Here is a 25,253-nt window from a genome sequence, read left to right on the forward strand (position 1 = left end):
TTTTTTCTATTGTAAGAATGTACTGACAAGGAGGAGGTGAGAAGATGGCTATAGCCAAGATTATTGTGGATGTGCCTTTGATGCAGACGGACCAGCCCTATAGTTACAGGATTCCTGAGGAATTTGAGGAAATGCTAGAAGTTGGGATGCGGGTTCATGTGCCTTTTGGTAAGGGCAATCGCCTGATTCAAGGGATTGTTCTTGGTTTGGATTCTCAATCATCTAAAGAAGAGATGGAGCAAGATTTAAAAGATATTGCGGAGGTGCTGGATTTTTCTCCTGTTCTCACGCAAGAACAACTCTGGCTGGCTGAGGAGTTACGCAAGTCCGTCTTCTCCTATAAAATCTCCATTCTCAAGTCCATGCTTCCAGGATTTCTGAACTCCAGCTATGATAAGATTCTCTATCCTATGGCAGGTCTGAGTCAGGAAGACCGAGAGCGCTTGTTTGGTTCTGAAGATTCACTAGCCTTTTCTTCTTTGGATTTAGGTAAGCAAGCTGAAATGATGCGTTTGACTAGAAAAGGCCTGCTTGGTTTGGAATATCAGGCAATTGATCAAAAGAAGGTCAAGACCCAGTCTTGGTATGAGGTGAATCTTGCTCGATTAGAAGGTGTCGAGATTTCTGCACGCGCCAAGAAAAAGTTAGAACTGAGAGACTATTTGCTTTCTCATCCTGAGAGTGCTTCCTTGGCTAGTTTGCTAGAGTACTATTCACGGGAGCAAGTCAACTTCTTTGTAGAACAAGGTGCTGTTACCATAGTCCAAAAGGAAGTCCAACGCTCGGCTGCTTATTTTGAAGGAATTGAAGCAAGTAGACCTTTGGAGTTAAATCCAGAACAAAGACAGGCGCGTGATGCGGTTGTGAGTGCTATTGGCAGTCATCAGCCTCCCTTCCTCCTTCAAGGGATTACAGGAAGTGGGAAGACCGAGGTTTATTTGCAAATTATCCAAGGGGCCTTGGACAAGGGTAAAACTGCTATTTTGCTTGTGCCTGAGATTTCCCTGACGCCGCAAATGACGGAGCGTTTTATTGCTCGATTTGGTGAGAAAGTGGCCATTCTTCACTCAGGCCTTTCCAATGGTGAAAAGTATGACGAATGGCGCAAGGTTGAGCGTGGAGACGCTCAAGTTGTTGTTGGCGCCAGATCGGCCATCTTTGCTCCGCTGAAGAATCTAGGTGTTATGATTATCGATGAGGAGCATGAAGCGACTTATAAGCAGGACAGTAATCCCCGTTATCATGCTAGAGAGGTGGCTATTTTACGGGCCCAGTATAATCAAGCAGCTCTGGTACTTGGTTCAGCAACTCCTAGTCTGGAAAGCCGTGCGCGAGCTGGCAAAGGCGTCTATCAACACTTACGTCTGACCCAACGGGCAAATCCTCTAGCCACTATTCCCGAGGTTCAAGTGATTGATTTTCGGGACTATATCGGACAAAATGAGACGTCAAACTTTACGCCTCCCTTGCTAGAAGCCATCCAAGACCGTCTGGCTAAAAAAGAGCAGGTGGTTCTCATGCTCAATCGTCGTGGTTATTCTAGCTTTGTTATGTGTCGGGAGTGTGGAACGGTGGATACTTGTCCTAACTGTGACATTTCCTTGACCTTGCACATGGATACCAAGACCATGAACTGTCATTATTGTGGTTTCTCCAAGGATATCCCTCAGGTCTGTCCTAATTGTAAGAGTCGCAGCATTCATTACTATGGGACGGGAACACAGAAGGCTTATGACGAGCTGGCAGAACTCTTTCCCCAGGCCCGTATTTTGCGGATGGATGTGGATACGACTCGTAAGAAAGGAAGTCATCAAGCTCTACTTGACCAGTTTGGACGTGGGGCAGCGGATATCTTGCTAGGTACTCAGATGATTGCCAAGGGTTTGGATTTTCCCAATGTGACCCTAGTCGGAGTTCTCAATGCGGATACAGCTTTAAATCTGCCTGATTTCCGTTCTTCTGAAAGAACTTTCCAGCTCTTGACTCAGGTGGCAGGTCGGGCAGGACGTGCTGAAAAAGCTGGGCAGGTCTTGATTCAGTCTTACAATCCTCAGCACTACGCTATTCGATTTGCCAAGGATCAGGATTACGAAGGCTTTTATGCCTATGAAATGGGAATCAGACGACAACTTGGTTATCCACCTTACTATTTCACGATTGGTATTACCCTTTCTCACAAGAAAGAAGAAGAGGTGGTCAAACGTGCCTATGAAGTCATGAACATTTTGCGGTCAGGCTTGTCAGAGACCAGTAACATTCTTGGGCCAACGCCCAAACCCATTGCCCGTACTCACAACCTCTATCATTACCAGATTTTAATTAAATATCGTTTAGAAGATGAGCTGGGGCCGACCCTCAACCAGGTCTTGGCCTTGACTCAAGAACGGGAAAATAGTGAGCTCCGTCTTAGCATTGACCATGAGCCACAGCAATTTTTATAAGAAGGAGAAGAAATGACAAAATTAATCTTTATGGGGACACCCGACTTTTCAGCAACTGTCTTAAAAGGACTTTTGACAGATGACCGTTATGAAATTCTAGCTGTTGTAACCCAGCCAGACCGTGCTGTTGGTCGTAAAAAAGTTATCCAAGAAACCCCAGTCAAGCATGCTGCCAAGGAGGCAGGTCTTCCTATCTACCAACCTGAAAAATTATCTGGAAGTCCAGAGATGGAAGCTATTATGAATTTAGGAGCAGATGGAATTGTGACTGCTGCTTTTGGGCAGTTTCTCCCGAGTAAACTCCTTGATAGCATGGACTTTGCAGTCAATGTTCACGCTTCCCTCCTTCCTAAACACCGTGGTGGAGCGCCGATCCATTATGCCTTGATTCAAGGGGATGATGAAGCTGGTGTGACCATTATGGAGATGGTTAAGGAAATGGATGCAGGAGATATGATTTCTCGTCGCAGTATTCCTATCACGGATGAGGACAATGTCGGTACCTTGTTTGAAAAATTGGCGCTAGTTGGCCGTGATTTGCTTTTGGACACTTTGCCTGCCTATATTGCTGGTGAAATCAAACCTGAACCTCAGGATCCAAGTCAGGTTACTTTCTCTCCAAATATCAAGCCAGAAGAAGAAAAACTAGATTGGACTAAGACCAATCGTCAACTTTTCAATCAGATCCGTGGAATGAACCCCTGGCCTGTTGCCCATACTTTCCTTAAGGGGGACCGCTTTAAGATTTATGAAGCCCTAGCAGTAGAAGGTCAGGGAAATCCAGGGGAGATTCTCTCTATCGGCAAGAAAGAATTGATTGTCGCAACGGCTCAAGGAGCTCTTTCCCTCAAACAAGTGCAGCCAGCTGGTAAGCCTAAGATGGACATTGCTTCCTTCCTCAATGGAGTTGGACGTACATTGACTGTAGGAGAACGATTTGGTGACTAAAGTAGAAACGGCTAGAAGTTTAGCCCTAGCAGTATTAGAGGATGTTTTTATCAGTCAAGCATACTCAAATATCGCCTTAAATAAGCATCTCAAGGGAAGTCAACTTTCGGCAGCAGACAAGGGCTTGGTGACCGAGCTGGTCTATGGAACGGTAGCCCGCAAATTGACTCTGGAATGGTACCTATCCCACTTTATCGAAGACAGAGACCAGTTAGACAGCTGGCTTTATGTTCTGCTTCTCATGAGTGCCTACCAACTCCGCTATCTGGACAAGATTCCAGACCATGCTGTGGTCAATGAAGCAGTGGAATTGGCCAAAATTCGTAAAAAGGGCAGTGAAAAATTGGTCAACGCTGTCCTTCGTCGTATCCTGCGTGAAGGTTGGCCAGATATTGCCAGCATTAAGCGAAAAAACAAGCGTGATTCCATTGCCTATTCTCTCCCAGTTTGGCTAGTTGCCAAACTCAAGGAAGAATACGGAGAAGAGCGAGCACAAGCTATTTTTGAAAGTCTTTTGGTGCGTAACAAGGCCAGCATTCGTGTAACAGACTTAGGACGAAAAGAGGAAATCCAAGCCTTGTTGGAGGCCAGTGATTCATCCTTGTCTCCTTCTGGTTTGGTTAAGGAGCAGGGGCATTTTGCAGGCCATGATTTGTTTGAGGATGGAGCCATTACCATCCAAGACGAGTCCAGTCAGCTTGTTGCTCCGACGCTTGATTTACAAGGTGATGAGCAGGTTCTAGATGCCTGTGCGGCTCCGGGTGGAAAAACAGCCCATATAGCTTCTTATCTCACAACAGGTCAGGTTACGGCTTTGGACCTTTACGATCACAAGTTGGACTTAATTCAAGAAAATGCCCAACGTTTGGGGGTTGTAGATCGGGTTCAAACGCAAAAATTGGATGCCAGAAAGGTGCATGAGTTTTTTGGTCAGGATTCTTTTGATAAGATTTTGGTGGATGCTCCCTGTTCAGGAATTGGTCTTCTACGCCGAAAACCAGACATCAAATACAATAAAGAAACGGCAGATTTCGCGTCCTTGCAGGAAATTCAGCTAGAAATATTAGGTAGTGTTTGTCAAACACTACGTAAAGGTGGTATAATAACTTATAGTACCTGTACTATTGTCTCAGAGGAGAACTTTCAAGTCGTACAGGCATTTTTAGAAAGTCATCCTGAATTTGAGCAGGTAACACTAGAACATGAATGTAAGGATATCATGAAAGATGGCTGTATCCTCATCACACCTGAATTGTATGGAAGTGATGGATTCTTCATCAGTCAATTTCGCAAGATATCGGATTAGGAAGGAACTAACACATGGAAATTTCATTATTAACAGATGTTGGTCAGAAACGAACAAATAACCAAGACTATGCCAACCACTATGTCAATAGAGCTGGACGTACCATGATTATCCTAGCTGATGGTATGGGAGGTCATCGCGCAGGGAATATCGCTAGTGAGATGGCGGTAACAGACCTGGGTGTAGCTTGGGTTGATACACAAATCGATACGGTTAATGAAGTGCGTGAATGGTTTGCTAACAACCTTGAGATTGAAAATCAAAGGATTAACCAATTGGGACAAAATGAAGCCTATAAAGGAATGGGAACAACCCTTGAGGCTGTAGCCATTATTGATAATCAGGCTATCTATGCCCACATTGGGGATTCTCGTATCGGTTTGATTCGTGGAGAAGAATACCACCAGTTAACGAGCGACCATTCTTTGGTCAATGAATTGCTTAAGGCAGGTCAATTGACGCCAGAAGAAGCTGCTAGCCATCCACAGAAAAATATTATTACTCAATCTATTGGTCAAAAAGATGAAATTCAGCCTGATTTTGGAATAATCACCCTTGAGCCTGGGGACTATCTCTTACTCAATAGTGATGGCTTGACAAATATGATTTCAGGAAGTGAGATTTCTGATATTGTAACCAGCGATATTTCTTTGGCAGATAAGGCAGCAACCTTGATTCGTTTTGCCAATAATGCAGGTGGTTTAGACAATATCACAGTTGCCCTTATTGCTGTTAATGAGGAGGCAACAGAATGATCCAAATCGGCAAGATTTTTGCCGGGCGGTATCGGATTCTCAAACAGATTGGTCGAGGAGGCATGGCAGATGTCTATTTGGCCAAGGATTTGATTCTAGACGGGGAAGAAGTGGCAGTTAAGGTCCTGAGGACCAACTACCAGACAGACCCGATTGCTGTGGCTCGTTTTCAGCGGGAAGCGAGAGCTATGGCAGATTTGGACCATCCTCATATCGTTCGGATTACAGATATCGGTGAAGAAGAGGGACAACAGTATCTCGCAATGGAATATGTTGCTGGATTAGACCTCAAACGCTATATCAAGGAACATCACCCTCTTTCAAATGAAGAAGCGGTTCGAATCATGGGACAAATCCTCTTGGCTATGCGCTTAGCCCATACTCGAGGAATTGTTCACAGGGATTTGAAACCGCAAAATATCCTTTTGACCCCAGATGGGACTGCCAAGGTTACAGACTTTGGGATTGCAGTAGCCTTTGCAGAGACGAGTTTGACTCAGACCAACTCAATGCTAGGTTCCGTTCATTATTTATCGCCAGAGCAGGCGCGTGGCTCTAAAGCGACTGTACAGAGTGATATCTATGCCATGGGGATTATTTTCTATGAGATGTTGACTGGCCATATCCCTTACGATGGGGATAGTGCAGTGACCATCGCCCTCCAGCATTTCCAGAAACCACTGCCATCGGTTATAGCCGAAAATCCATCTGTACCTCAGGCTTTAGAAAATGTTGTTATCAAGGCAACTGCCAAGAAATTGACAGATCGCTACAAGTCAGTCGCTGAGATGTATGTGGATTTATCTAGTAGTTTGTCTTATAATCGTCGTAATGAACCAAAGCTGGTCTTTGACGATGCGACTAAGACGGACACCAAGACTCTTCCTAAAGTTCCACAAAGTACCTTGACTTCTATTCCTAAAGCTCCGGTACAAGAGGGAAGACCTCAACCTAAGCCCCAGCCTCATCAAACAGAAAAAACGGTACCTAGTCCAAAGCCAACCAAACGCCGTCGCATGAAAGCACGTTATCCAATTTTATTTGCGACCTTCTTGTTAGTTGTGGCATCTTTAGTGTGGATTTTATATAGAACGCCCGCTACCATTGCCGTTCCAAAGGTGGCAGGTCAGACGGTTGCTGAGGCTAAAGAAGCGCTTAAGAAAGCCAATTTTGAGGTTGGTGAAGAAAAAACAGAGGCTAGTGATAAGGTTGAAGAAGGTCGTGTTATTCGTACCGATCCTGACGCTGGAACTGGTCGAAAAGAAGGAACAAAAATTAATTTGATTGTGTCTTCTGGTCAGCAATCCTTCCAACTTGGAAATTATCTTGGACGAAAATCTAGTGATGTAGTGGCAGAATTGAAAGGCAAGAAGGTTCCAGAAAATCTAATTAAGATTGAGGAAGAAGAATCCAACGAAATCGAAGCCGGCACAATCATGAAACAAAGTTTACCGGAGGGAACAACCTACGATCTTAGCAAGGCAACTCAAATAGTTTTGACAGTTGCTAAAAAAGTAAATTCGATTTCAATGCCAAGATATATAGGTTCAACTCGAGAATTTGCAGTTAATAATCTTACAGAGATATATGGAGTTAAAAAAGCTAATATCGAAGTTGTAGAAGTGTCTACTGCTCCTGAAGGAACAGCTGAGGAGACTGTTGTAGAGCAAAGTCCAAAACCGGGTGGAAAAATTGATTTAGCCAGCACACGTATTAAAATTTCGATTTATAAACCCAAAACACCACCATCAAGTTCCTCTTCAACGTCAGTTCAACGTGGTAACCAAGGTTCACCTACTACTCCAAATCAAGGGAATCAACAAGGTGGTCAGCAAGGAAATCAACAAGGAACGGTTCCTACTCCGACTCAACCAAATAGTGAAGGAAACCACGAAAATTCTCGTGATTAAACGAATCTTTGTCATGATTTCATGGCAAAGATTTTTTTTGAGTCCGGATTTGTGATAGAATAGAAGGAGTTGATAAAAGGAGGAAAGCATGGAAGAATCAAGAGAATTAAATGCCGTCATCGATGTGATTATGTTAGCTGGAACCATTCTTCTCAAAAGTGGCTCAGAGATTCATCGTGTAGAAGATACCATGATTCGTATTGCGCATTCGCAGGGGATTGTGGATTGCAATGTTCTTGCCATGCCTGCCGCTATCTTTTTCTCCATTGAAAATACCAATATTTCGCGAATGAAACGCGTGACTTCCTCTTCTTATAACATCGAGAAAGTCTGCGATGTGAACCAGATTTCTCGTCAGTTGGTAGGGGGGCAGATTGATTTAGAGACAGCCTTCAAGCAATTGAAGGCCTTGCAAGCCCAGCCCCTTCCTTATACTAAGTTGCAGGTAACTTTGGCTGCGACCTTTAGTGCTCCTTTCTTTTCTATTATGTTTAGTGGAAATATCTACGACGCACTTGGGGCAGGAGTGGCTACCTTATTTGGTTTTGCCTTTTCCCTCTATGTGGAGAAGTTTATCCGAATTCCCTTTGTGACAGCCTTTGCTGGAGCTTTTGTATTTGGGATGATTGCCCAGTTTTGGGCTCGCTACACAGGTTTTCCTTCAACGGCAGATTTGATTATAGCTGGTGCGGTCATGCCGTTTGTACCAGGGATTGCCTTGACCAATGCGGTTCGTGATATTATGACCAACCACATAAACTCTGGTATGAGTAAGATGTTTGAATCCCTGCTCATTACCCTTGCTTTAGGGGCGGGAACTTCTGTCGCCTTGGTATTGATGAATTAATATGACACTAACAACCTTTTTATTACAAGCAGTAGCAAGTCTTCTTGCTATTATCACTTTTTTAATTGTACTCAATGTTCAACGGTCTATGCTCTTACCAGGAGGAATTTTGGGCATGGCCGTCTGGCTAATTTATCTTTTGCTCAAGGAACCGACCAATGTTATTGTGGCTACTTTTATTGCAGCCATTATCGGTTCTTGTGTCAGCCAGATTTTAAGTATTCTTTATAAGACACCTGCTGTGGTCTTTATCTTGGCCATCTTGGCACCTCTGGTTCCGGGTTATCTCTCCTATCGGACAACTGCCTTTTTTGTGACGGGAGATTACAGTCATGCCATTGCTAGTGCAACCTTAGTTGTTATGTTGGCTTTGGTGATTTCCATTGGAATGGCTAGTGGAACAGTGATTCTCAGACTTTATTCTCACTTACGAAAACAGCATAATGGTTAGAATAATAAGGGACTTGATTTGGTGAATCAAGTCTTTTTTCTCTCTTTTACTGCTATTTGTGATAAAATAGTATAGAACGATTTTTTACAATGAATGATAAAACAGAGGTAAATATGACAATCGGTATTGATAAGATTGGTTTTGCGACCAGTCAATATGTCTTGAAATTACAAGACTTAGCAGAAGCGAGGGGAATTGACCCTGAAAAATTAAGTAAAGGACTCTTACTCAAGGAATTGAGTATTGCGCCTCTAACTGAGGATATCGTGACCTTGGCAGCCAGTGCAAGTGATTCTATTTTAACTGAGCAAGAAAGAGCAGAAATTGATATGGTCATTGTGGCTACTGAGTCAGGAATTGACCAGAGTAAAGCTGCGGCCGTCTTTGTACATGGTTTGCTGGGCATCCAGCCCTTTGCTCGTAGTTTTGAGATTAAAGAAGCCTGCTATGGAGCGACAGCGGCCCTTCATTATGCCAAATTGCATGTGGAAAATTCTCCAGAGTCCAAAGTTTTAGTTATTGCCAGTGATATTGCCAAATATGGTATTGAAACACCTGGAGAACCCACTCAGGGTGCTGGAAGTGTGGCCATGTTGATTACACAGAATCCACGCATTATGGCCTTTAATAACGACAATGTGGCTCAGACTCGTGACATCATGGATTTCTGGCGTCCAAATTACTCAACAACCCCTTATGTAAATGGTGTTTATTCTACCCAACAATACTTGGATAGTTTGAAAACGACTTGGCTTGAATACCAAAAACGCTACCAGCTTACCTTAGATGATTTTGCGGCTGTTTGTTTCCACTTGCCTTATCCTAAATTGGCGCTAAAAGGTTTGAAAAAAATCATGGATAAGAGCCTGTCTCAAGAGAAGAAAGACCTCTTGCAAAAGCATTTTGACCAGTCTATTCTCTACAGTCAAAAGGTGGGGAATATCTACACAGGTTCACTTTTCCTTGGACTCTTGTCTCTCTTGGAAAATACAGATAGCTTGAAGGCTGGCGATAAAATTGCCCTTTATAGTTACGGAAGTGGTGCTGTGGCTGAGTTCTTCAGTGGTGAATTGGTTGAAGGATATGAAGCTTATCTGGATAAAGACCGTTTGAACAAGCTCAACCAACGAACTGCCCTGTCTGTTGCAGACTATGAAAAAGTCTTCTTTGAGGAAGTAGACTTAGATGAAACAAATTCTGCTCAGTTTACTGGCTATGAAAATCAAGACTATGCCTTGGTTGGAATTCTCGACCACCAACGCCGTTATAGCAAGGTTGAAAAATAATGAAGATAAGTTGGAATGGATTTTCTAAAAAATCATACCAAGAGCGCCTCGAGCTGTTAAAAGCTCAGGCGCTCCTTAGTCCTGAGAGACAAGAGAGTTTGGAGCAGGATGAACAGATTAGTGTGACTGTGGCAGACCAGCTGAGTGAGAATGTAGTGGGAACTTTTTCTCTGCCTTATTCGCTGGTCCCAGAGGTTCTCGTTAACGGTCAGGAATACACAGTTCCCTATGTGACAGAAGAACCGTCCGTGGTTGCTGCGGCCAGCTATGCCAGTAAAATCATCAAGCGTGCAGGAGGTTTTACCGCACAAGTCCATGAGCGTCAGATGATTGGGCAGGTAGCTCTTTATCAAGTTGCTGATCCTGAACAAGCTCAAGAGAAGATTACAAACAAAAAGACTGAGCTCTTGGAACTTGCCAATCAGGCCTATCCTTCTATCGTCAAACGTGGAGGTGGGGCGCGTGATTTGCATGTAGAACAGATAAAAGGCGAAACAGACTTTCTCGTTGTTTATCTCCATGTCGATACCCAGGAAGCCATGGGAGCCAATATGCTCAACACCATGTTGGAAGCCTTGAAACCAGTCTTAGAAGAACTCAGTCAGGGACAGAGTCTTATGGGAATCCTGTCTAATTACGCGACTGATTCTCTGGTGATGGCAAGCTGTCGCATCGCCTTTCGCTACTTGAGCCGCCAAAAGGATCAAGGACGAGAAATTGCGGAGAAAATAGCTTTGGCTAACCAGTTTGCGCAGGCTGATCCTTATCGAGCAGCTACTCATAATAAAGGGATATTTAACGGTGTTGATGCCATTTTGATTGCTACTGGTAATGACTGGCGTGCTATTGAGGCAGGAGCTCATGCTTTTGCCAGTCGAGATGGACGCTACCAAGGTCTTAGTCAATGGACGCTGGACCTTGAAAGAGAAGAATTGGTCGGTGAGATGACTCTGCCCATGCCTGTAGCGACCAAGGGTGGGTCTATCGGCCTCAACCCTCGTGTAGCCCTCAGTCATGAGCTACTGGGAAATCCTTCTGCTAAAGAATTAGCCCAGATTATCGTGTCTATCGGACTTGCCCAAAACTTTGCAGCCCTCAAAGCCTTGGTGAGTACAGGGATTCAGCAAGGTCACATGAAATTACAGGCCAAATCCTTAGCTCTCCTAGCAGGTGCTAGTGAGTCTGAAGTTGCTCCCCTAGTTGAGCGCCTTATAGCAGAGAAAACCTTTAACTTAGAGACTGCCCAGCGTTATCTAGAAAACTTAAGATTATAAAAAACTCAGACCGATCGGTCTGAGTTTTCTTGTGTTTATACTCTTCGAAAATCTCTTCAAACCACGTCAGCTTCGCCTTGCCGTACTCAAGTACAGCCTGCGGCTAGCTTCCTAGTTTGCTCTTTGATTTTCATTGAGTATTAAATACTTTTTCCTGGTAATAGTGTGACTGGTAAGAAGTAACCAGTTGTCGCGACCTCTTTGCCTTCAATCTTCTGCAAAAGGAGATCGACAGTGAGTTGGGCAATCTCTTTCATAGGTTGCTTAATCGTTGTCAGGTGAGGGTAGTAGTTTTCGATAAAGTAAGTCCCATCATAGCCGATGACCTTGAGCTCTTCTGGTACAGAAATTCCCAGTTCCTGAGCAATTTTAATGACTAGAATAGCGGTCAAATCATCCGAAGCAAAGATGGCGTCTGGCTTTTGTCGAGTCAAGATATTCTTGATTTCCATTTCTTTTCTGACGGGAGAAAAGTCACTGGAAACATTGATAATAGGAGCTTTTGGGAGTACAGATGCAAAACCAGCGTGGCGCAGTCCAGTTGGCGAATTGGAATTGTCATTCCCTGTAATCATGATGATAGACTGGGCGCCTGTCTTAACCAAGGTCTGGGCTGCAAGAACCCCACCAGCATAGTTGTCAGAGGAAACGACAGGAATATCTGGAGACAGGTTTCGGTCAAAGGAAATAATCGGCGCTGTCACGCGATTGTAGTCTTCGATTCCCAAGTTGTGACTTCCAGAAATGATACCATCGACCTGATTGGCCTCCAGCATTTCAATGTACTCTCGTTCCTTCTCAGAGTCGTGCTCGCTGTTACAGATGATGGTCTTGTATCCATTCTTAAAGAGTTGGTGTTCCAACTTACCAATCAATTCTGCGTAGAAAACATTGGAAATATTTGGGAAAATCAAGCCGATTAACTTAGCTGATTTTCCTTGGAGACTACGAGCTAAATTGTTGGGCTTATAGCCCAATTCTCTCATGGCTTCATTGACCTTGAGAATGGTTTTTTCAGACAGATAGCCTTTTTTATTGATAACCCGTGAGACGGTAGTGGGGCTGACGCCTGCAAGTTTGGCGACATCAGTTAGTTTTGCGACCATGATCTAATTCATAGTAGATTCCGGTTGGCTTTCCAGATTTGATCAGGATACCATTTTGATCGGCATGCGGAAAGACGCGACCAGAAAATACTTTTTCTCCTTTATTGATGAAAATTTCAAAGACTGACTTGTCGATGAAGATGTTAGCAGTAGTAGCTTGCTTGTCGATTAGGCAAGAACGAGTTGTCCCAAATTCTTGGGCATACTGTTCTCCAGCCTGGCTACGATCGACTGTAACTTGACCATTTACGAGGTCAAAGTTGATTGAAAGTCCCTTGCCTTCTTTGTCAGCAAGGAAGACAATCTCGCTCTGGCTATTGGCTTCCAAGTTGAGCTCCAGTTCATAAGTGTTATTGGTTTGAGCACGATTTGAAAAGGGTTCCTCAGAGGCACGAAGTTCTTTGATAGCTGCGACAGGGTATTGATAGAGTTTGCCATCTTTAATAGTGAGTTCCTTGACCAATGAAAAGGTTCCTTGGTGGTCAAAACGATCAGATGGGTAGGCTATATCTGGTAGTCCAAGCCAGCTGACAGACAATGCACGTCCGTCAGGAGCGTTGAAGGCTTGAGTTGCATAGGCTTCGAAACCATAGTCCATGTTTTGAAGTTGAGACACATCTACCATTTTGGCATTTTCAGGGTCAAAGGAAGTCCCGATTTTGTACATATTTGGATAGATATTGTCGTAGTCTAGAACATCTTTATCCAATCCTTGTGGGCAGTAGAGAAGGACAGGTTGCTCGCCTACAAAGACCAGATTTGGGCATTCCATCATGTAGGCAGTGCGGTCGTTAGCAAAGTCAAGGTCGCCAACTGCTTGCCAGTTTGTGTAGTCATTGTCAATAGCTTTGTAGAGACGGACGAAGCCTTTTTTCTCCAAGTCCTGTCCACCGACGATGGCATAATATTGACCTTTAAAGTTAAAAATTTGCGGATCGCGGAAGTGGTCAGTTGAGTCAGCAGGCTGGTCAATCAAGATCTTATCAATCTTTGTAATCTTGCCATCTTTGTCCATCAAAGCTCCAATCTGGTAAGGGTGACGGATCCAGTTTTCATCACGAACATTTCCTGTATAAAATAGGAACAAGTTATCACCAAACTGCATGGCAGAACCAGAATAGGCACCGTGACTATCTAATGGAGTATCAGGCAAAACTTTGACTCCGGTTTCTGTGAAGTGAACCAAATCATCGCTTTCCAATTGAACCCAAGATTTCAAACCGTGGGCTGCACCAAAAGGAAAGTTCTGATAAAAGACAATCCACTTGCCATCAAAGTAAGAAAAGCCATTTGGGTCGTTGAGAAGTCCTGTTTTTGGCTCAACATGGTAATGAGTATGCCATGGAGATTGTGCCATATTTTCTTTTATATTTTGAATTTCTTCTTGCGTCCAATCTTGATAAAGTCTGTAACGACGCTCAGTAGTCCATTCCATTCATTCATTCCTCCAAAAATCTTATCACATTTAATAGTAACCGTTTTCGGTTAAAAAAGCAAGTCTTTTATGTTAAAAAAGAGAAAAAACTGTCAAACGTTTATCACAAAACAAAACCAGAAAATCAATCAACTTTTCAAGAAAATATGAAAGATAATGAAATAAAAGCCTTTTTAACCAAGGGTTCAAACTTATTTTTTCAAGAGATGTCTGTTAAAACAGTCAAAAACAATCAATCTGAAACGTGTCTACTAAGTGGATAGAATATTTTTTCTGCAAAACGCTTGACATATTTCTAAAACATGATAAAATAATAGTCGTAGGGCGGATAAAATCGCTTTCAAACAAGAACAAAATTTTATATAAGGAGATTTTTGCAAATGAACAATCAGGAAATTGCAAAAAAAGTCATCGATGCCTTGGGCGGACGTGAAAATGTCAACAGTGTTGCCCACTGTGCGACTCGTCTTCGTGTCATGGTCAAAGATGAAGGAAAAATCAATAAAGAAGTGATTGAGAACTTGGAGAAAGTTCAAGGTGCTTTCTTTAACTCAGGTCAATACCAAATCATCTTTGGTACAGGTACAGTTAACAAAATGTACGATGAAGTTGTTGCACTTGGTTTGCCAACATCATCTAAAGCTGACATGAAAGCAGAAGCTGCTAAACAAGGGAACTGGTTCCAACGTGCTATCCGTACTTTCGGTGACGTTTTCGTTCCAATCATCCCAGTTATCGTAGCAACAGGTCTCTTCATGGGTGTGCGTGGTCTCTTGACTGCTCTTGGAATGACACTTCCAGCTGACGTGACAACTTACACTCAAATCTTGACAGATACAGCCTTCATCATCTTGCCAGGTTTGGTTGTGTGGTCAACCTTCCGTGTATTCGGTGGAAATCCAGCCGTTGGTATCGTTCTTGGTATGATGCTTGTTTCTGGCTCACTTCCAAACGCTTGGGCAGTTGCTTCAGGTGGTGAAGTAACAGCTATGAACTTCTTTGGTTTCATCCCTGTTGTTGGTTTGCAAGGTTCCGTTCTTCCAGCCTTCATCATCGGGGTTGTCGGAGCTAAATTTGAAAAAGCTGTCCGCAAGGTTGTTCCAGATGTCATTGACCTTTTGGTAACACCATTCGTGACACTTTTGGTTATGTCTATCCTTGGACTCTTTGTCATCGGACCAGTCTTCCACGTTGTTGAAACCTACATCCTTATCGCTACAAAAGCAATCCTTAGCATGCCATTTGGTCTTGGTGGTTTCTTGATTGGTGGGGTTCACCAATTGATCGTCGTGTCAGGTGTGCACCATATCTTCAACTTGCTTGAAGTTCAATTGCTTGCTGCTGACCATGCTAACCCATTCAACGCTATCATTACAGCTGCTATGACAGCTCAAGGTGCTGCGACTGTTGCGGTTGGTGTTAAAACTAAAAATCCAAAACTAAAAACACTTGCTTTCCCAGCTGCTCTTTCTGCCTTCCTCGGTATTACAGAGCCTGCTATCTTCGGGGTTAACTTGCGTTTCCGTAAACCATTCTTCCTTTCATTGATTGCTGGTGCAATCGGTGGTGGATTGGCTTCAATCCTTGGACTTGCTGGTACTGGTAATGGTATTACAATCATTCCTGGTACAATGCTTTACATCGGTAACGGACAACTTGCCCAATACCTTCTTATGGTAGCTGTATCATTCGTTCTTGGTTTCGCTCTTACTTATATGTTTGGTTATGAGGATGAAAAAGAAGTTGCTACTGAAGTAGAGACAGAACGTTTGGTCCAAGAAGAAACAACTGGTAACATTCCAGCAGCTCTTCAAGATGAAACACTTGTAACTCCTATCGTTGGTGACGTTGTAGCTCTTGCTGATGTCAATGACCCAGTCTTCTCAAGTGGAGCTATGGGACAAGGTATCGCTGTGAAACCTAGCCAAGGTGTGGTTTATGCACCAGCTGATGCTGAAGTTTCAATCGCCTTTGCAACAGGACACGCCTTTGGTTTGAAAACAACTAATGGTGCTGAAGTCTTGATCCACGTTGGTATCGACACGGTAACAATGAACGGTGAAGGTTTCGAACAAAAAGTTTCCCAAGGTGACAAGGTAAAAGCAGGCGATGTTCTTGGAACATTTGACTCAAACAAAATCGCTGCAGCTGGTCTTGATGATACAACAATGGTTATCGTTACAAACACAGCTGACTACGCTTCAGTAGCTCCAGTCGCAACAGGTTCAGTTGCGAAGGGGGATGCTGTTATCGAAGTGAAAATCTAATCAATCCTCTTTAATGTGAAAACGAACAAATGACATGTTTGTTCGTTTTTGCTTGAATGGTAAGATTTACAGAGGAAAATCTAAAAAATAGAGAAATTTAGACTTTCGAAATATGCTATAATAAAGAAAATAAAAACAAGAGGTTTATCATGACAAAATTATATGGAAGCTTGGAAGCGGGCGGTACAAAGTTTGTCTGTGCTGTCGGTGATGAAAACTTTAACGTTGTAGAAAAAACACAATTTCCAACAACAACTCCAATCGAAACAATCGATAAAACCATTGAGTTCTTCTCAAAATTCGATAACCTTGCTGGTCTTGCAGTTGGTTCATTTGGTCCGATTGATATTGACAAAAACTCAAAAACCTATGGTTTTATCACAACAACTCCAAAACCTCACTGGGCAAATGTAGACTTGCTTGGTGCCCTTCGTCGCGCCCTCAACGTGCCAATGTATTTCACAACAGACGTAAACAGCTCTGCTTATGGTGAAGTGGTTGCCCGTAACAATGCTGGTGGCCGTATCGAAAACTTGGTTTACTACACAATTGGTACAGGTATCGGTGCAGGTGTTATCCAACGTGGTGAGTTTATCGGCGGTGTGGGTCACCCTGAGATGGGTCATTATTATGTTGCTAGACACCCAATGGATATTGAAAAAGAGTTTAAGGGTGTTTGTCCTTTCCATAAGGGATGTCTGGAAGGCTATGCAGCTGGTCCAAGTTTGGAAGCTCGTACAGGTGTTCGTGGGGAAAACATTGAACTCAACAACCCTGTTTGGGATGTTCAAGCCTACTATATCGCTCAAGCTGCGGTCAACGCGACAGTGACTTTCCGCCCAGACGTGATTGTCTTTGGTGGTGGGGTCATGGCTCAACAACATATGCTGGACCGTGTCCGTGAGAAATTTACAGCTCTTCTCAATGGTTACCTACCAGTACCAGACGTGCGTGACTACATCGTGACTCCAGCAGTCGCAGGAAATGGTTCTGCCACACTTGGAAACTTTGTTCTTGCAAAAGAAGTTTCAAAATAAAGCACAAAATCCGCTTGGGAAACCAAACGGATTTTTTACGTGTCAAAGCATTTGCCAGAAAAAGTCAATAATATAGGTCAGACCGTAGGTATAAACCACGAGGGTAAAGGGTTTTGTTAGAACGATGATAGTCATGTAGCGCTTGAAGCTCATCTTTGTCAGGGCAGCCAGCATACAGAGAAAGTCAGCTGGACTGACGGGCCAGATCATCATAAAGATAAAGAAACGGTCAAAACGATTGCCCTTATCCAACCAGCCGATATACTTGTCGTAGGTACGCTTGCTGACGACAGACTGGACAAAGGCAGCTCCATAGAGGCGCACCAGATAAAAGATAATAGCACAGCCAATCACAATCCCGATATAGTTGTAGATAGTCCCGATGATGTGGCCGTAGATAAAGACCCCAGCAACCGATGTCAAGGCCCCAGGAATGATAGGGACGACCGTTTGTAAAATCTGTAAAAAGATAAAGAGGGGTGGACCCCAGATACCTGCCTGCTGGATAAAGGCAGAGAGGGTTTCCTTAGACTGTAAAACCCCAGCCTGATAAGCCCAAATACAGAAAATCAAACTCCCAATCCCACCGACAATCGATGAGATGTTGATAACTTGCTGTAGAAGGGGAGAAACAGCTTTCATTTGTTTATCCTGTGACATGTAAACTCCTCATAGATAGTATAGTTCTACTATACCATATTTTGGAGGAGAAAGGGGGAATGATTGCTTTTACAATGGGAAGAGTGATGGAATTTGAGGCTAAACATGCTATAATAAAGGGAGCAGACAAGTAGCAAAGGAGAGAGTATGATACAGGTAAAACCAGAACTGGAGATAGAAAAACAGCTGATCAACCAACTGGTGACTGGGGAAAGTCAATGGACTTACAGAGATGACCTTAAAACTGAAGAGCAATTATGGGAAAACTTCTTTGAAAAGCTAGCCCAGAACAATGTGGCTCTATTGGCAGATCATCCCCTGACAGAACAGGAAAAACGCCAGATTCAGAACCAACTGAACTTTGTTAGCTACTATGATGCAGCCAAGTGGTTGGTCGGCGAAAATGGCATTGCCAAGGTTGAGGTTCAGAGAGAAGATGCTAGTTTGGGGACTATCCGTTTATCTGTCATTTGGCGAGACAATATCGCAGCTGGTAAGTCTAGTTATGAGGTTGTCAACCAAGTCGAGAGAGACAAAGTAAATCCTCAGGATCAAGATCGCAGGCTAGACGTGACCCTCCTGATTAATGGCCTTCCAATGATTCAGATTGAGCTTAAAAGTCCCCGAGTTGCTTTTTTAGATGCCTTTCATCAAATTAAGAAGTATGATAGGGAAGGCAAGTTCCGTGGCATCTACTCTAGCTTACAGATGTTTGTTGTGACCAATAAGGTAGACACACGCTATATCGCTGCAGCTAGGGAAAATAAACTCAACAAGCAATTTCTAACCAAGTGGGTGGATAAGGACAACCAACCCATAACGAGCTTGACGAGTTTTGCTCACGAGGTTCTTTCTATCCCTCGTGCCCACCAGATGGTTATGCAGTATTCTGTCCTTGATGATAGCAAGAAGGCTCTTATCCTCTTGCGTCCCTACCAGATCCATGCAATCGAAGCAGTGCAAGAAGCCTCTCGCCAGCAAGCATCAGGCTATGTCTGGCATACGACAGGTTCAGGGAAGACCTTGACCTCCTATAAGGTAGCTCGGAATCTCCTCCAGATTCCATCCATCCAAAAGACGATTTTTGTCGTTGACCGCAGAGACTTGGACCAACAGACTACTTCGTCCTTTCTCTCCTATGCGACTAACGATGTCATTGATATTGATGAGACGGATAATACCCATGATTTGGTCAAGCGACTAGGAAGCAATGATAAGCGTGTGGTGGTAACGACCATCCAGAAAATTACTACCATGATGCGTAAGTTTGAACAAGGTCTTTACCAAAGAGATGCGGACAAAATCAAGGGTCTTCGAGTGGCCTTTGTCGTGGATGAATGCCACCGTTCCGTGACGCCACAAACACAAAAAGACATTAAGACTTTTTTCCCACAGTCGCTCTGGTATGGATTTACAGGAACGCCTATCTTTAAGGAAAATAAACGTCAGCAGGTCGGCGATCTCGCCCAAACTACTCAGCAACAGTACGGAGACCGTCTCCATGAGTATACAGTCAAGGAAGCCATCCATGATGGAGCAGTTTTAGGCTTTAAGGTAGATTATCGCAATACCCTCATCACGGATAAATCTGAAAATGACATACCAGATACCGTGTATGAGGATGAGGAACATATGCTGGAAGTCTTGGATGCCATTATCAATAAATCCCGTCAACAGCTAGGATTCCAAAAAGGAGTGGGTAAGACCTATAATGCTATCCTGACCGTCAAGTCAATCCCTCAAGCCCAAGCTTATTATGACCTCCTCAAACGAGTTAAAGCTGGGAAGATGAGAGTCAAGGTATCGGAGAGGGTCAAGCAGGTCCTTCCAGACTTTCCAAAGGTGACCATCACCTACTCGGTTACTGAAAATGAAGAAGACTCAAGAGCTAACCAAGAGCACATGAAGCAGGTTTTAGAAGACTATAACCAAGAGTTTGATACCCACTTTACCATGGCGGATCTTCGTGGCTTTAATACGGATGTTAATAACCGTCTAGCTCGAAAACAGGACAAATACCTCTATCGCAATGAGCAGTTGGACTTGGTTATCGTGGTCAATCGTCTCTTAACGGGATTTGATGCTCCTTGTTTGTCGACTCTCTTTATCGACCGCAAACCCATGCAACCGCAGGACTTGATTCAGGCTTTTAGCCGAACCAACCGTATTTTTGATAGCAGTAAGACCTACGGTCATATCATCACCTTCCAAAAGCCTCTAGCCTTTAAGGAAGCAGTGGATAATGCCCTCAAACTCTACTCGAATGGTGGAGAAAACGAGGTTCTAGCTCCAAGCTGGGAAGAGGAAAAGAGGAACTTTTTACGGAGTTGCAGTGATTTCAAAAATCTTGCTACTGATGACTATGTGAATAGTCTAGATTTCGAGCAATTCTCTACGCCTGAGTTGAGGAAACTAGCTAAAACCTATCAATCCTTTGATAAATACCTAGCCTCTATCCGAGTGTACAAAGAGTATGATGAGGAAGAACTTTACAGTCAGACAGGACTTGATGGAGAAAAGTTGGAAAGGTATCTAGGCCTTTATCGCAATGTCCTTGCAGAATTAAAAAGCCGAGTAGAGGATGATGACGATGGTGAACCACTTGATATCCACTATGAACTGGAGTCTATCCAAGTGGACGAAATTAACTATGCCTATATTCTAACCTTGATCCAAAGCCTGATTGAACAAGGTCAAAGTCAAGAAAAGAACCTAAGCGCTCAAGATAAGGAAGCGGTGAATAACTATATTCAGAGTCTTGAGAAGACCAATCCAAATCTTGCCCAGATCATCACTGAACTGTGGAGAGAGGTACAAGAACATCCAGAAAGCTATCGTGGTCAGTCTATCGCAAATATCTTGGATCAGATGATCGAGGCTGTCATCCAGCAACATATCCAAGTCTTTAGCAAGCGCTGGTATGTCGGGGAGGATGAACTCCGTTACTATATCGAACACTACCGTAAGGGAGCTAAAAAGCAACTAGGAGAAAGCCAGCTGACCAAGAGCCAACGTTATCAGGACTATAAGCTAGAGGTGGCAGATGCCCTCAATCCTCTCCTCTATAAAAAACAAATCAAGGAAGCCTATACTCAGCTAGTGGAGGAAGTCATTGAGCCGTTGAGGGTTGGAAGATAGAGTTTTAAAACTGTAGTTAAACACTTGTTTAGATTTCTCAGTTGAAAAGACAATAATCTGATCTTAAATAAATATATTAGTTTAGTCGAATTTATTTATTAGAGTAATTAAGAACTAAATAGAGAGGTATTCATATAAATGTCTGAGGATATTATTGAAAACGAATTAGCAGACTCTGATGTAATCAATGCTAATTCAAGTAATCCTAAAATGATTATAGTAGGTAACGGATTTGATATCAGTGTGGGGATAAAAAGTTCGTATAATAATTTTGTAGAGTATTTAAGAGTTGAAGAGAAACTTGAAACAAATGAAGATATTTATAATTTTAATAAATTATTTTTACAAAAATTTGATGGAAAATCATTAAATTGGAACGATTTAGAGTCAATTTTTGAAAATCATATTAAAGAAATTAATGAGATAACTTATAATAGTGACGATGAAATCAGGAGTATATATAGTGTTACCGAAATAAATGCGTATCTTAAAGAGTTAGAAGACTTATTTTCGTCCTATTTGTCTGATTTTTACGAGAAATGGCATAATTCATACAGAGTTCAAAGAAATAATAAAAGCAGTTTGCTAGTTAATGAGGTTTATAAAAATATATTTAAAGATGCTGATGTAATTAACTTTAATTATACAAGTACTTTATCTGATTTAAACCTAGTTCAAACTGGTCGTATTAGTAATCAAAAATACTTTCAAGTTCACGGATCCTTAATTGATAAGAACATTATTTTTGGAGGTGGATTCACTGGGAATGAAGAGTACAGTGGATTTAATGTTCCAGGTTCTATGGACAATGACAAACTTATTCGAATAAAAAAAGATACGTATTTATTTGAGAAACGCACCCAATTGATAGAGAAAATAAAGAAATATAAGAAAAATTCAGTTGATACCTATATCATAGGTCATTCTATTTATGGAAGTGATTTGTCTTTCTTGTCAAAAATATTTGAAAAATCAAAAAGAATTTATTTGTTTTATTTTGGTAATGATTATCTAATCAAATTACAAAAGATTAATAAAATTTTGAATACCGACATCTTAGAAAAAATAGTTTTAGTACCATTCTATGATATTTTGGTTAAAGACAGTAAGAAAAATTTAGAATTTGGAGGCAATAATACTACTTCGATTCAGCTAGACAATAATGATATTGAACTGTTGAAAAGAATGTTTAATGTATCTTTGCCGGTAACATATCCTTTTGACAAATTCATTCTGACTAATAAACTTTTTATATTCAATCAGTTTCAATATTTAAAAATATCGAGTATTTTAGAGTGCGAATCTTTAAAAAAGATTTTAAGTTTTTTAGATATAAAAGAAACATACAATGAAAAACTTCATGTAATAATTGATGGAGTTGTAGCAAAATCTGATGATAGGTTGCTTTTGGATGAGTTGTTTGATATGAATGAGTTTATTGAGTGTATAAAAAATAGTGAATCTATTGAAATAACAAACTCATCGTTAAGTATTGAAAAGCTAAAAAAATTAATTTCAAGTACTGAAAAATGTAGAAAAATAAAAATTAGTAATTGTGTAATTTATTATGATGGCGTTGAAAACGTTGAGATTGATATTAGTCAGCTTCAGACTATTGAATATTTTGAGATATGTAAAAATAATATCAGTAAGGAACACATAGTAAATATCATTGCTTCTAAAAATATAATTAGTAACACTTTGAAAAAAATAATAATTCGTGAAAATGAAAATATTAAGATAGATTATTCTTTGCTAACTTTTGTTAGCAATAGTAGCTACATTGAATTGGATTATCCAGAAAATAGTGAGTTTGGTTACGATATTTACTTTCCCAATGTGTCAACGTTCATTCTTGATGCTCAGGAAGTAGATGTGGATCCAATTATCACTGGAATTATTCTCTCGCCAAAAATTAGATGTTTAAAATTGCTTGGTGTATCTTTGTCAGAGAAAACAAATGAAATAAAAGGAGAGACAGATACTTATAGATTTTCTTCATTATTTAAGTTTGATGATAATAATCAAACAGATAAAACTCAATATTTGTCCAATCTGTCTGAAATAGAAATATCAGTTTTTGATGATAGTCAAAAATTAATGTTTGATGTTGTTCCTAATCTTAGATATATTACATATAATGGCGAAGAGATGTCATTGTTAAATATGTGGGTTGAAGCACAAAACATACAACAAGAAGCAAATGATAAAAAGCGTGAGGAGATTAGAAATATAGAAAATAAGAAAGACAAAGACTTGACAGATACTTTAAGTTTTACTTACATAAATAATCATAAGATAAGTAGGGGCGAAGAATGTATTGAAGATAATCTAGAAAATACTAATACTAAAAAAATATCTATTGAAACAAAAAATGATGTCTTTGATGCGATTTTAAAGTATATTTCTGAAAATAAATTAAAACACTCCGAAAAGGTAGATGAAGCAAATTATGTTGAGGCAAAAAACATTGAAAAAGAAATCAATGAATTTGCTAAAACATGGGCAGTTGATAGCCAAGCGTTGACTTTTTATGTACTAAATTTTGATGTTGAAAATAAAAATGAAAAACAATTTGGAGAAACAGCTCTAAAAGACACAGCAAATTATGAGGAATATTCTCATAAGTCGAATAAAAATAAATTACAATATAGACAAAGTCTTAATATTTCAATTAGAGAATTTGCAACTACACTACATGAAAAATATAGTTTATGAATGGAGAATAGATGAGAGAAAAACTCAAACCTAAGTTAAGGTTTAATAATTTTGAAAATCCTTGGAATCAATCTTTGTTAATGGATCAAGTAGAAATTAGAAGGGGGTTGACATATAAACCCAATGATGTGAGGAGTAGTGGTGTTCGAGTTTTGAGGAGTTCAAATATTGTTGATGATACTTTTATATTATCTGATAACGATGTTTTTGTTGATAAGGCTGTAGTAAACATTCCTAGAATAAGTAATGGTGATATTTTAGTAACCGCAGCTAATGGCTCCACAAAATTAGTAGGAAAACATGCAATAGTAGAAAATTTAGTAGATAACGAGATAGTTGTTCATGGCGGGTTCATGCTACTGTTTAAAACTGAGCAGAATTACTTTGTAAATGCTTGGATGAGTTCAAATGAGTATAAACGAGTGTTACAATTTGTACAAGGTGGAAATGGTGCGATTGGAAATTTATCTAGTGCTATATTGAAAAGTATGAAAATGAGCGTTCCATCTTTCTCTGAACAATCTGCTATTGGCTCCCTCTTCAACACTTTCGATGACCTTCTGGCGAGATACAAGGATAATCTCACCAACTACCAATCACTCAAGGCGACCATGCTTGCCAAAATGTTTCCCAAAGCTGGACAATCTGTTCCTGAGATTCGATTAGATGGATTTGAAGGCGATTGGAAAGAACAGACATTAGGTAGTTTGGGTTCTGTTGCTATGAATAAACGTATTTTTAAAAATGAAACTAGTGAAAATGGTGATATTCCTTTCTACAAGATTGGAACATTTGGAGGAACTGCTGATGCTTTTATATCTAAAGAAAAATTTCAAGAGTATAAAGAAAAATATCCTTATCCTGAAATAGGCGATATACTTATATCTGCATCTGGCAGTATTGGTAGAACTGTTGTATACAAAGGAGAAGACGCTTATTATCAAGATTCAAATATAGTATGGTTAAAGCATGATCAGCAATTAGATAATTCATATTTGAAACAATATTATGGAATAATAAAATGGTCTGGAATTGAAGGAACAACAATAAAACGACTATACAATAAGAATATATTAGAAACGAATATCTTTTTACCTCCGAGTGTAGCTGAACAACAAGCCATCGGCTCTTATTTTTCAAACCTAGATAACCTCATCAACTCTCACCAAGAAAAAATTTCTCAGTTAGAAACACTGAAAAAGAAACTCTTGCAAGATATGTTTATTTGAGGTTCTCTAATGAAATTTTTAGAAAGATTATTTTTGTCGTTTAGTTCTTTTTTTCCTGGTTTAATTTTGTTTATTTTTACTATAAATATTTGTCCAAATGTTGAAAGTTTAATGATGAGTCTTATTAAAATATTTATTTTGATTTTAGTTATGCTAGTAGTTGCATTCGTATCACTGAAATATTTTGAAGAAAAGGAAATATCTGATACAGCTACCATCGTCTCGATTCAACCGGTTGAGCATGAAATTATTCCAACGTATATAGGTTTGTTTGTCATAATGCTTGGTTTGGGTAGTTTAAGTCTAATTTATCAAATGTTTATTGTGTTATTTATATTTGGGATATGGTTTGTTTTAATGGAAAAATCTTATTATTTTAATCTTATTTGGTTACTTAAATATAGGTATTATAAGGTACAAGATAAGGTTGGTAATACTTATATAA

Annotated in this window: 18 protein-coding genes; 15 read left to right on the forward strand and 3 right to left on the reverse strand. The window is 40.8% G+C overall.

Translation table 11 applies throughout. The annotated features are described in order from the left end of the window. Nucleotides 1-44 precede the first annotated feature (44 nt). The 9 genes from PAN06_RS02910 to PAN06_RS02950 all read left to right on the forward strand — a co-directional run bounded on the left by PAN06_RS02910 (nucleotide 45) and on the right by PAN06_RS02950 (nucleotide 11,218). On the forward strand, nucleotides 45-2,441 hold the full coding sequence (locus PAN06_RS02910; RefSeq protein WP_269795544.1) for a primosomal protein N': 2,397 nt from the start codon (nucleotides 45-47) through the stop codon (nucleotides 2,439-2,441). 12 nt (nucleotides 2,442-2,453) lie between these two features. Continuing rightward, nucleotides 2,454-3,389: a methionyl-tRNA formyltransferase gene (fmt, locus tag PAN06_RS02915; protein ID WP_269795545.1), complete on the forward strand. Its 936-nt coding sequence runs from the start codon at nucleotides 2,454-2,456 to the stop codon at nucleotides 3,387-3,389. Next, complete coding sequence (rsmB, locus tag PAN06_RS02920) at nucleotides 3,382-4,695, forward strand: 16S rRNA (cytosine(967)-C(5))-methyltransferase RsmB (protein WP_269795546.1); 1,314 nt, start codon at nucleotides 3,382-3,384, stop codon at nucleotides 4,693-4,695. The genes fmt and rsmB overlap by 8 nt, the downstream gene beginning before the upstream one ends. A 14-nt stretch (nucleotides 4,696-4,709) precedes the next feature. Next, entirely contained in the window at nucleotides 4,710-5,450 is a 741-nt protein-coding gene (locus PAN06_RS02925) for a Stp1/IreP family PP2C-type Ser/Thr phosphatase (protein ID WP_042751602.1), read from the forward strand. Then, entirely contained in the window at nucleotides 5,447-7,360 is a 1,914-nt protein-coding gene (pknB, locus tag PAN06_RS02930) for a Stk1 family PASTA domain-containing Ser/Thr kinase (protein WP_269795547.1), read from the forward strand. The genes PAN06_RS02925 and pknB overlap by 4 nt, the downstream gene beginning before the upstream one ends. 88 nt (nucleotides 7,361-7,448) lie before the next feature. After that, complete coding sequence (locus PAN06_RS02935) at nucleotides 7,449-8,207, forward strand: threonine/serine exporter family protein (RefSeq protein ID WP_020903004.1); 759 nt, start codon at nucleotides 7,449-7,451, stop codon at nucleotides 8,205-8,207. Nucleotide 8,208: 1 nt separating this feature from the next. Continuing rightward, nucleotides 8,209-8,658 carry a threonine/serine exporter family protein gene (locus tag PAN06_RS02940; protein WP_020901615.1) on the forward strand — a complete coding sequence of 150 codons (450 nt, stop codon included), beginning with the start codon at nucleotides 8,209-8,211 and terminating at the stop codon, nucleotides 8,656-8,658. 113 nt (nucleotides 8,659-8,771) lie between these two features. After that, nucleotides 8,772-9,944, forward strand: coding sequence for a hydroxymethylglutaryl-CoA synthase (locus PAN06_RS02945; protein WP_269795558.1), 1,173 nt, complete (start codon nucleotides 8,772-8,774; stop codon nucleotides 9,942-9,944). Beyond that, complete coding sequence (locus PAN06_RS02950; protein ID WP_269795548.1) at nucleotides 9,944-11,218, forward strand: hydroxymethylglutaryl-CoA reductase, degradative; 1,275 nt, start codon at nucleotides 9,944-9,946, stop codon at nucleotides 11,216-11,218. The genes PAN06_RS02945 and PAN06_RS02950 overlap by 1 nt, the downstream gene beginning before the upstream one ends. Nucleotides 11,219-11,358: 140 nt before the next feature. On the opposite strand, the gene PAN06_RS02955 is transcribed toward PAN06_RS02950, so the two are convergent. Both PAN06_RS02955 and PAN06_RS02960 read right to left on the reverse strand, forming a co-directional pair. Beyond that, entirely contained in the window at nucleotides 11,359-12,324 is a 966-nt protein-coding gene (locus PAN06_RS02955; RefSeq protein WP_269795549.1) for a LacI family DNA-binding transcriptional regulator, read from the reverse strand. After that, complete coding sequence (locus PAN06_RS02960; protein ID WP_269795550.1) at nucleotides 12,305-13,759, reverse strand: glycoside hydrolase family 32 protein; 1,455 nt, start codon at nucleotides 13,757-13,759, stop codon at nucleotides 12,305-12,307. Before PAN06_RS02960 ends, PAN06_RS02955 begins: the two co-directional genes overlap by 20 nt. 380 nt (nucleotides 13,760-14,139) lie before the next feature. On the opposite strand from PAN06_RS02960, the gene PAN06_RS02965 reads away from it, so the two are divergent. Continuing rightward, a complete protein-coding gene (locus tag PAN06_RS02965; RefSeq protein WP_269795551.1) occupies nucleotides 14,140-16,026 on the forward strand; it encodes a sucrose-specific PTS transporter subunit IIBC in 1,887 nt (628 codons plus the stop codon). Nucleotides 16,027-16,175: 149 nt separating this feature from the next. Beyond that, a complete protein-coding gene (gene scrK / locus PAN06_RS02970; protein ID WP_261044124.1) occupies nucleotides 16,176-17,063 on the forward strand; it encodes a fructokinase ScrK in 888 nt (295 codons plus the stop codon). A gap of 42 nt (nucleotides 17,064-17,105) precedes the next feature. Here scrK and PAN06_RS02975 read toward each other — a convergent pair whose 3' ends face one another. Next, the gene (locus PAN06_RS02975; RefSeq protein ID WP_269795552.1) at nucleotides 17,106-17,723 is read right to left on the reverse strand and encodes a TVP38/TMEM64 family protein; all 618 of its coding nucleotides are present in this window, start codon (nucleotides 17,721-17,723) and stop codon (nucleotides 17,106-17,108) included. 147 nt (nucleotides 17,724-17,870) lie between these two features. On the opposite strand from PAN06_RS02975, the gene PAN06_RS02980 reads away from it, so the two are divergent. From PAN06_RS02980 to PAN06_RS02995, 4 genes are all read left to right on the forward strand, one after another. Then, the gene (locus tag PAN06_RS02980) at nucleotides 17,871-20,861 is read left to right on the forward strand and encodes a type I restriction endonuclease subunit R (protein ID WP_269795553.1); all 2,991 of its coding nucleotides are present in this window, start codon (nucleotides 17,871-17,873) and stop codon (nucleotides 20,859-20,861) included. 138 nt (nucleotides 20,862-20,999) lie between these two features. Next, nucleotides 21,000-23,579 carry an AbiH family protein gene (locus PAN06_RS02985; protein ID WP_269795554.1) on the forward strand — a complete coding sequence of 860 codons (2,580 nt, stop codon included), beginning with the start codon at nucleotides 21,000-21,002 and terminating at the stop codon, nucleotides 23,577-23,579. Nucleotides 23,580-23,590: 11 nt separating this feature from the next. Further along, a complete protein-coding gene (locus tag PAN06_RS02990; RefSeq protein ID WP_269795555.1) occupies nucleotides 23,591-24,808 on the forward strand; it encodes a restriction endonuclease subunit S in 1,218 nt (405 codons plus the stop codon). A gap of 9 nt (nucleotides 24,809-24,817) precedes the next feature. Next, nucleotides 24,818-25,253 (forward strand): hypothetical protein (locus PAN06_RS02995; protein ID WP_269795556.1); only part of this gene is annotated, 436 nt, incomplete at its 3' end.

The organism is Streptococcus sp. SM3, from assembly GCF_027497875.1.

Bases quoted from the DNA above. Each gene is read 5' to 3' on its own strand.
- PAN06_RS02910 (WP_269795544.1), top strand. From the start codon at position 45: ATGGCTATAGCCAAGATTATTGTGGATGTGCCTTTGATGCAGACGGAC.
- fmt (WP_269795545.1), top strand. From the start codon at position 2,454: ATGACAAAATTAATCTTTATGGGGACACCCGACTTTTCAGCAACTGTC.
- PAN06_RS02925 (WP_042751602.1), top strand. From the start codon at position 4,710: ATGGAAATTTCATTATTAACAGATGTTGGTCAGAAACGAACAAATAAC.
- pknB (WP_269795547.1), top strand. From the start codon at position 5,447: ATGATCCAAATCGGCAAGATTTTTGCCGGGCGGTATCGGATTCTCAAA.
- PAN06_RS02935 (WP_020903004.1), top strand. From the start codon at position 7,449: ATGGAAGAATCAAGAGAATTAAATGCCGTCATCGATGTGATTATGTTA.
- PAN06_RS02940 (WP_020901615.1), top strand. From the start codon at position 8,209: ATGACACTAACAACCTTTTTATTACAAGCAGTAGCAAGTCTTCTTGCT.
- PAN06_RS02945 (WP_269795558.1), top strand. From the start codon at position 8,772: ATGACAATCGGTATTGATAAGATTGGTTTTGCGACCAGTCAATATGTC.
- PAN06_RS02950 (WP_269795548.1), top strand. From the start codon at position 9,944: ATGAAGATAAGTTGGAATGGATTTTCTAAAAAATCATACCAAGAGCGC.
- PAN06_RS02955 (WP_269795549.1), bottom strand. From the start codon at position 12,324: ATGGTCGCAAAACTAACTGATGTCGCCAAACTTGCAGGCGTCAGCCCC.
- PAN06_RS02960 (WP_269795550.1), bottom strand. From the start codon at position 13,759: ATGGAATGGACTACTGAGCGTCGTTACAGACTTTATCAAGATTGGACG.
- PAN06_RS02965 (WP_269795551.1), top strand. From the start codon at position 14,140: ATGAACAATCAGGAAATTGCAAAAAAAGTCATCGATGCCTTGGGCGGA.
- scrK (WP_261044124.1), top strand. From the start codon at position 16,176: ATGACAAAATTATATGGAAGCTTGGAAGCGGGCGGTACAAAGTTTGTC.
- PAN06_RS02975 (WP_269795552.1), bottom strand. From the start codon at position 17,723: ATGTCACAGGATAAACAAATGAAAGCTGTTTCTCCCCTTCTACAGCAA.
- PAN06_RS02980 (WP_269795553.1), top strand. From the start codon at position 17,871: ATGATACAGGTAAAACCAGAACTGGAGATAGAAAAACAGCTGATCAAC.
- PAN06_RS02985 (WP_269795554.1), top strand. From the start codon at position 21,000: ATGTCTGAGGATATTATTGAAAACGAATTAGCAGACTCTGATGTAATC.
- PAN06_RS02990 (WP_269795555.1), top strand. From the start codon at position 23,591: ATGAGAGAAAAACTCAAACCTAAGTTAAGGTTTAATAATTTTGAAAAT.